The organism is Mesobacillus sp. S13, from assembly GCF_020422885.1.
Lineage (GTDB): Bacteria > Bacillota > Bacilli > Bacillales > Cytobacillaceae > Mesobacillus > Mesobacillus selenatarsenatis_A.
Genome location: NZ_CP084622.1, coordinates 4,799,056 through 4,806,131 on the forward strand (window position 1 = coordinate 4,799,056; position 7,076 = coordinate 4,806,131).

General features: G+C 42.5%; 6 protein-coding genes. All 6 read right to left on the reverse strand.

The genetic code is table 11. The features are described 5' to 3' along the window. Nucleotides 1-20: 20 nt before the first annotated feature. Entirely contained in the window at nucleotides 21-1,907 is a 1,887-nt protein-coding gene (mnmG, locus tag LGO15_RS24085; protein ID WP_226086305.1) for a tRNA uridine-5-carboxymethylaminomethyl(34) synthesis enzyme MnmG, read from the reverse strand. Between the two features lie 111 nt (nucleotides 1,908-2,018). After that, nucleotides 2,019-3,404, reverse strand: coding sequence for a tRNA uridine-5-carboxymethylaminomethyl(34) synthesis GTPase MnmE (gene mnmE / locus LGO15_RS24090; RefSeq protein ID WP_226086306.1), 1,386 nt, complete (start codon nucleotides 3,402-3,404; stop codon nucleotides 2,019-2,021). A 595-nt stretch (nucleotides 3,405-3,999) separates the two neighbouring features. Next, nucleotides 4,000-4,620: an RNA-binding cell elongation regulator Jag/EloR gene (gene jag / locus LGO15_RS24095; protein ID WP_167830955.1), complete on the reverse strand. Its 621-nt coding sequence runs from the start codon at nucleotides 4,618-4,620 to the stop codon at nucleotides 4,000-4,002. Next, nucleotides 4,617-5,390 (reverse strand): YidC family membrane integrase SpoIIIJ, encoded by a 774-nt coding sequence (spoIIIJ, locus tag LGO15_RS24100; RefSeq protein ID WP_167830954.1) that lies wholly within the window; start codon nucleotides 5,388-5,390, stop codon nucleotides 4,617-4,619. Before spoIIIJ ends, jag begins: the two co-directional genes overlap by 4 nt. A gap of 162 nt (nucleotides 5,391-5,552) precedes the next feature. Then, nucleotides 5,553-5,915 carry a ribonuclease P protein component gene (gene rnpA, locus LGO15_RS24105; RefSeq protein WP_226086307.1) on the reverse strand — a complete coding sequence of 121 codons (363 nt, stop codon included), beginning with the start codon at nucleotides 5,913-5,915 and terminating at the stop codon, nucleotides 5,553-5,555. 184 nt (nucleotides 5,916-6,099) lie between these two features. After that, nucleotides 6,100-6,234, reverse strand: a complete 135-nt coding sequence (gene rpmH, locus LGO15_RS24110) for a 50S ribosomal protein L34 (protein WP_013059930.1) — start codon at nucleotides 6,232-6,234, stop codon at nucleotides 6,100-6,102. Between the last annotated feature and the right edge of the window lie 842 nt (nucleotides 6,235-7,076).

Genomic DNA, 7,076 nt, shown 5'->3' on the forward strand with positions numbered 1-7,076 from the left:
ATACTTTATCCATTAAAAATTTACGATTGAATTCGTGCAATACGCCCCTGTTCTAAATAGACAAGCAGTATAGAGATATCTGCAGGGTTCACTCCAGAAATTCTCGAAGCCTGAGCCAAAGTTAATGGACGAACTTCCTTCAATTTTTGACGGGCCTCTGTTGCCAATCCGGAAATCGCATCATAATCAATATTTTCGGGAACTTTCTTATCTTCCATCTTTTTCAGCCTTTCGACCTGCTGAAGAGACTTCTCAATATATCCCTCATATTTGATTTGAATTTCTGTCTGTTCCTCTGTTTCGAAATCCAATTCGCCATCTGCAGGAACGAGTTTCTTAATGTGCTCATAAGAAACCTCTGGACGCTTCAAAAGGTCGGAAGCACGGATGCCATCCTTCAATTCACTTCCGCCAATCGAACGGATCAACTCCTGTACCTCCGCTGATGGTTTGATGATGATGGATTGAAGGCGTTGTTTTTCACCCTCAATAGCTTCTTTTTTCGCTAAAAACTTCTGGTAGCGTTCTTCGGTAATCAAGCCAATCTCATGTCCTTTTTCAGTCAAGCGAAGATCCGCATTATCATGACGCAGAAGCAGGCGGTATTCCGCTCTTGATGTCAATAAACGATACGGTTCATTCGTTCCTTTCGTCACGAGGTCATCGATCAATACACCAATATAGGCATCAGCGCGGCTCAGGATGACTTCTTCTTTGTCCAGTGCCCTTCTGCCTGCATTGATCCCTGCCATTATTCCCTGGCCGGCAGCCTCTTCATAACCTGAAGTACCATTGATCTGGCCTGCCGTATAAAGATTTTTGACAAGTTTCGTTTCCAGTGTTGGCCACAGCTGAGTCGGCACGACAGCATCATACTCAATTGCATAACCGGCACGCATCATCTGGACTTTTTCAAGGCCAGGGATAGTCTGGAGGATTTTATGCTGTACCTCTTCCGGCAAACTGGTTGACAGTCCCTGCACATAGACTTCCTGTGTATTCCTGCCCTCTGGCTCGAGGAAAATCTGGTGGCGCGGCTTGTCATTGAAACGGACGACCTTATCCTCGATGGATGGACAGTAGCGCGGACCAGTACCCTTGATCATTCCGGAATACATTGGTGAGCGGTGCAGATTTTCATCAATCAGCTGGTGTGTTTGCTCATTCGTATACGTCAGCCAGCAAGGAAGCTGGTCCGTGATGTATTTCGTCGTTTCATAAGAAAACGCACGGTGGACATCGTCACCAGGCTGTATTTCTGTTTTTGTATAATCAATACTGTCGCTGTGTACACGTGGCGGCGTTCCCGTTTTAAAACGAACGAGGTCAAAGCCAAGCTCCTCGAGATGCTCTGACAGCTTGATTGACGGCTGCTGGTTGTTCGGGCCGCTAGAATATTTCAATTCACCAAGGATAATTTCCCCGCGCATATACGTACCAGTCGTAATGACGACCGTTTTAGCGCGATAAATGGCTCCCGTTTGGGTAATGACCCCTTTACATTCGCCATCTTCTACAATCAGGCGCTCAACCATCCCCTGTACCAATGTAAGGTTCTTTTCATTTTCCATTGTCTTTTTCATTTCATTCTGATAATCGAATTTATCAGCCTGGGCCCTTAACGCACGTACTGCTGGGCCCTTTCCTGTGTTCAGCATCCTCATCTGGATATAGGTTTTATCTATATTGCGGCCCATTTCTCCGCCAAGTGCGTCAATCTCCCGCACAACGATGCCCTTTGCAGGTCCGCCGATTGACGGGTTGCATGGCATGAACGCAATCATATCAAGATTGATGGTAATCATCGCGGTTTTCGCACCCATACGTGCCGGCGCAAGTGCCGCCTCAACGCCCGCATGGCCGGCACCAACTACAACCACATCAAAATTCCCGGCTTCATAACCCATCCTGCTGCCTCCTTTTTATGCTCCATTCAAACAACTTCATAGTTCAAAAGTGCTACTTAAAACAAATCTAGTAACAACGGAGAAAATTTTATGAGAATAGTTTCTTTACTATTACTTTCCTAAACAGAACTGGGAGAATAACTGGTCAATCAAGCTTTCATGGACACTTTCTCCAATGATTTCGCCAAGCAGCTCCCAAGAACGAGTCAAATCGATTTGGACGATATCGATTGGCGTTCCCATTTCAACACCCGCGACCGCTTCTTCTATTGAATGGACAGCCTGATTCAAGAGTGCAATATGGCGGCTGTTCGAAACATACGTCATGTCGCCTGCTTCAATCGCTCCGGAGAAGAATAGGCTTGAAATTGCTTCTTCCAGCTCATCCACTCCCTTGTCCTCGAGCAATGAAGTGGTGACGAGAGCATAATCCTTCGTAAGCTCCTTCACTTGATCCATATCAATTTTTTGCAAAAGGTCCGTTTTGTTGACGATAACGATGACATCCATTCCCTCAACTGCTTTGAAAATATTTCGATCCTCTTCCGTAAGCTCATCCGAATAATTCAGAACGAGCAGAATCAAATCTGCTTCCTTCAGGACCTGACGAGACCGTTCAACACCAATTCTTTCTACAATATCTTCCGTTTCGCGGATTCCCGCTGTATCCAGAAGTCTTAAAGGAACACCACGGACATTCACATACTCTTCAATTACGTCGCGCGTAGTCCCTGGAATATCAGTAACAATTGCTTTATTTTCATGCACAAGGCTGTTAAGCAAGGATGATTTCCCTACATTCGGACGTCCAACAATGACGGTTGACAATCCTTCACGGAGAATTTTTCCCTGTTGCGAGGTTTGCAAGAGCTTTTCCAGCTCACCTTTTACATACTTCGCCTTTTCTAACAGCATGTTATGCGTCATTTCTTCAACATCGTCATATTCCGGATAGTCGATATTCACTTCGACATGCGCAAGAATTTCGAGAATTTCCTGACGCAGCTTCTGAATCAGCCTTGATAGGCGCCCCTCCATCTGGCCAAGTGCCAGGTTCATCGCCCGGTCCGTTTTCGCTCTGATCAAGTCGATGACTGCCTCTGCCTGGGAAAGGTCGATTCGTCCATTTAAAAAAGCCCGTTTTGTAAATTCCCCCGGCTCCGCCAGTCTCGCTCCCTGATTCAGAACAAGCTGGAGCACACGGTTTACAGAAACAAGACCCCCATGGCAGTTGATTTCGACTACATCCTCTTTCGTGAAGGTTTTTGGTCCCCTCATGACAGAAACCATAACCTCTTCCGCGACTTGTCCAGTTTTCGGATCGATCAAATGGCCGTAATGAATGGTATGCGAAGCCACTTCGCTCAGCTTCTTGCTGCCAACCCCTCTGAACAATCGATCTGCTATTTCAAAAGCTTGATCCCCGCTCAAACGGACGATCGCAATTGCACCCTCACCCATCGGCGTAGAAATCGCCGCAATCGTATCAAATTCCATTTGCTCACCCCACTTTACCGAAAAAATGATTTATATAAAAAAATAAAAGTTTGTTTTCTACAAATTACTAGAATACCACATCACTTTAGTGAAAAAAAGAAAGGAATCTTTCTATAATGAATTTATCCACAACTCATTAAATAAACTTATTTAATTTTAACTTATCCACATGTGAATAACAATAAAACCAAATAAGGAAATAAATGATTTTTAATTGAGATGTGAAAACTTAATTGGGATATGGAGGATTGTGATGTGATTCTACTATGATCATGGAAGCAAATTGAGCTGGTTTAACTGTGCTGCTGTATTTAAAATTGGTAAAAGCGTCCGATAATTTCCAAGTCGCCAATAAAGAGTGATTTTCGCCAATAAACTGCTCATTTTCGCCAATAAAGCTATTTTTTCGCCAATAAAATTGTGAAAACCGCCAATAAAATGTTAAGTGAACAAAAATTTCATTACTGGGAGACAAGAAATTAGTAGTATTCATCTCTGATGAAGCAATTTAGTTGCTTTCGACTCCAAAATAGATGCCAATTCAATAAAATTGCACAAAAAACCCGAACCTGCGTCAGGTTCGGGTTCCTCTTCTTTATTTAGAAGGCGCGATCACAATATGTCTATGTGGTTCAGTGCCATCAGAATATGTTTTGATTCTTTTATTTGACATCAATGCAGTATGAATCACTTTGCGTTCATACGAAGGCATAGGTTCGAGCGCAACAGTCTGTCCGGTTCGGACTGCTTTTTGTGCAAGGCGTTCAGCCAATTGAACGAGGGTATCATTCCTGCGCTGGCGATAATCCTCTGCATCAAGCAAAACAGTTGAATACTGTTCAGAGTAACGGTTCATCACAAGCTGAGTCAAAAATTGCAGGGAATTCAGCGTTTGACCTCTTTTTCCGATTAGCAAAGCGATCTTCTCACCCGACATTGTAAAAAGAACTGTTTTTCCTTCTTTTTTTACATCAACTTCAATTGGCGCTCCCATTTGCAAGCCAACCGACTTCAAATAATTAACGGTTTCTTCAACAGCATCGATTTTCACTGTCACTTTGACGACAGCCGGGCGTGTGCCGAAAAGTCCGAAAATCCCCTTTTTGCCTTCATCAATTACATCAATTTCTGTGCGGTCTTTGGTTGTTTTTAATTGAGCTAAAGCGGATTCTACTGCTTCGTCGACATTTTGTCCTGTAGCAGTTACCTGTTTCACTTTTTTGCTCCTCCCGCATTGCCGGCAGCCGCAGCTTTTAGATCCGGCCCTTTAATAAAGTAAGTTTGAACAATCATGAATAAGTTACCGACTACCCAGTACAATGAAAGTGCTGCTGGGAAGTTGATAGCGAACACGATGATCATGATTGGCATTAGCCAAAGCATCATCGCCATCTGCGGATTTGCTTCCTGGCCAGCCATCATCATTTTTTGCTGGATGAAAGTTGTCGCACCTGCGACTAATGGCAGGATATAGTATGGATCCGGTGAACCAAGGTCGAACCAGAGGAAGTTATGCTCCGCAATTTCCCTTGTTCTTGAGATCGCGTGGTAGAAACCAATCAGGATCGGCATCTGGACGATCAGCGGGAAACAGCCTGCAAGCGGATTGACACCGTGCTTTTGGAAAAGCGCCATCGTTTCCTGCTGCAGCTTCTGCTGAGTCTTCTGGTCCTTCGAGCTGTATTTTTCCTTCAGCTTCTGCATTTCTGGCTGCAATGCCTGCATTGCTTTCGAGCTCTTCGTCTGTTTGATCATAAGCGGCAGGATTGCAAAACGGATAATCAAAGTAACAGCAATAATTGATAACCCGAAATTCCCACCAAGCCATTCAGCCATCTTGATGATTAACAAGGATAAAGGATAAACAATGTATTCATTCCAAAAACCCTTGCTCTCCTCAGTGATCGGCTGGTCGTACTCCATACAGCCCGTCAGCAAGGTCGTCACTAAAAGCAAGCCCATTATTAACAATATTCTTTTTTTCAAGCTTCATTTCCTCCTAACTTCCCGGTACGTTCATTTATTTTCAAAAAGTTTGTCCCAAATTTATGTACATTTAGCTTTGTCAGCACAATGCAATCAAGAGTATTTTAACATCTTTTATAGGGAAGCGCTTTTAAAAAATGCAATTAGGCAAATATTTTTGCCTCATCCATTATCTCCAGTTTTCGGCTTCTTCAAAACCTTTCCTACCTTCAAGACATGCTCCAAGCTTTTTTTCACTTCATGCATGTCCATTTCAGCAGTTGGCTTCCGGGCGATGATGATGTAGTCATTCCCGTTATGGACACTTTCCTGCAGTTCATGGAAGGATTGCCGGATATATCGTTTGATTTGGTTGCGCATGACGGCATTGCCGATTTTTTTGCTGACCGACAGCCCGATGCGGAAATTCTCCTGCTCGGGTTTTTTTAAGATATAGACAACGAATTGTCGGTTCGCAACCGATCTTCCCTTTTTAAAGGCCTCTTGGAACTCTTTATTTTTTTTCACTCTGAAGTCTTTTTTCATCTATAGCACCTTCAATTCTCTATGGATCCGTTTGTTAATCCGGGATCATTTAAAAATGGCTCCTCAGGGATTCATTTTATACAGTATGGCCAAAAATAAATCCCATAAAGCCAATTCGCCAGTTATTCCAGCTCCCAAAATAGTATTGCCCAAAGAGAAAAAAGACCACTGACATTTCAGTGGCCTAAGCTGATAATACTTTTCTTCCTTTGCGACGACGGCGAGCAAGAACCTTACGGCCATTTGCACTGCTCATGCGGGCACGGAATCCGTGAACTTTGCTGTGTTTACGTTTATTTGGTTGATAAGTGCGTTTCATATATGTTACACCTCCCTGAGGAATAGCTGTTACAGACAGTCTTTGTCATTATAAAGACGGTCGGTGTATATTGTCAAGTGCCTATTCAGAAATCGACGGCCCTGGCAAAATTTAAAATATAAATTCCCCGGGATTTCATCAACCTTCAGATGATTGCTTTTCCAACCTCAATCCAGACCATTCTTCTAAATTTCGGAACCCTTTCGGAATTCTTTCGGAACTTTATGTTCTATTAAGATCCACAACTATATAGAAGTCTTAAATTTTTTTTAGTTGATTCTTTCATAAATTTATCAAGAATAATTTCCGCCGCAAAAATAAATGTTATAGATGAAAACTATAGTGATTTTCACTTATTCCAGCGCCCTGTGGACAAAAATCGACATAGTTTTTATTATCCACAAGCCTTTCTGACAGCTTTTACACAATTCAAGTGCCTGTGGACAATTACTCTCCACAGTGATAGTGTATTGTGGATAATGTATTAAAAAGCGTTGCGCCATGCTAGATTATCTGATATTATATTTGTGTTTTCACTCTTAATAATTCGATAACAAAAATATAATTATCCACAAATTGTGGATAAGCTGTGGATAGGTTGTTCAGGCCTGTTGTAAAACTTTGTCCACAGAAAGTGGATATTGTCGAAAAGCTTCATTTCTTCCTTATTATATATTTTTCCACATTAATAGTTTTGTATATTTATTAATTCAGGGGTTGTACAGCATGTATAACCTTTGATTTTGTGCTTTTCGAGCATGGATGCATAAGAGTAAATAGGACACTGTGAATGCAGCAGCAGCTAGATATAGAAAAAATGACTAGAGAAGGAGGGATAATCG